This is a genomic window from Methylobacterium sp. D54C (genome assembly GCF_053345595.1).
The window spans coordinates 1-336 of record NZ_JBKFAK010000150.1; the positions used below are offsets into that span (position 1 = coordinate 1).

The 336-nt window shown below is 79.5% G+C and carries 1 protein-coding gene; it reads left to right on the plus strand.

Going from position 1 to position 336, the window contains the following annotated elements:
* Nucleotides 1–202, plus strand: a 202-nt coding sequence (locus ACLBYB_RS32930; RefSeq protein WP_447701394.1) for a hypothetical protein, incomplete at its 5' end; no start/stop codon positions are given.
* Nucleotides 203–336 lie beyond the last annotated feature (134 nt).

Sequence of the window (336 nt, forward strand, 5' to 3'; positions counted from 1 at the left end):
CGCGCGGGCCGGCGAGGCGCCGACGCGCGCGCGCCTCTGCCCGGAGAACCTGCCCGAGGGCGTGCGCCTCCCGCCGCAGCCCGGCTGCGACGCGAGCGTGCGCCCCCCGACGCCGCGCCGGCCGGGCCACTTCGATCTCGGGGACGGGACGAGCATCCAGATCGGCGGGAGCGCGTCCGCCCTCTACGGCGTGCGGCGCTGAGCGATGGTGCTGTTCGCCGGCCTGCTCGCCTGCCTGACCCTGTGGTGGCTGTCGAAGAACTCGGGCGGCCCCGGCCGGAGGCTCCGCGGCGGTCTCCGGGCGGGCCTCGGCGCCGCCCTCGGGCGGTCGCGTCT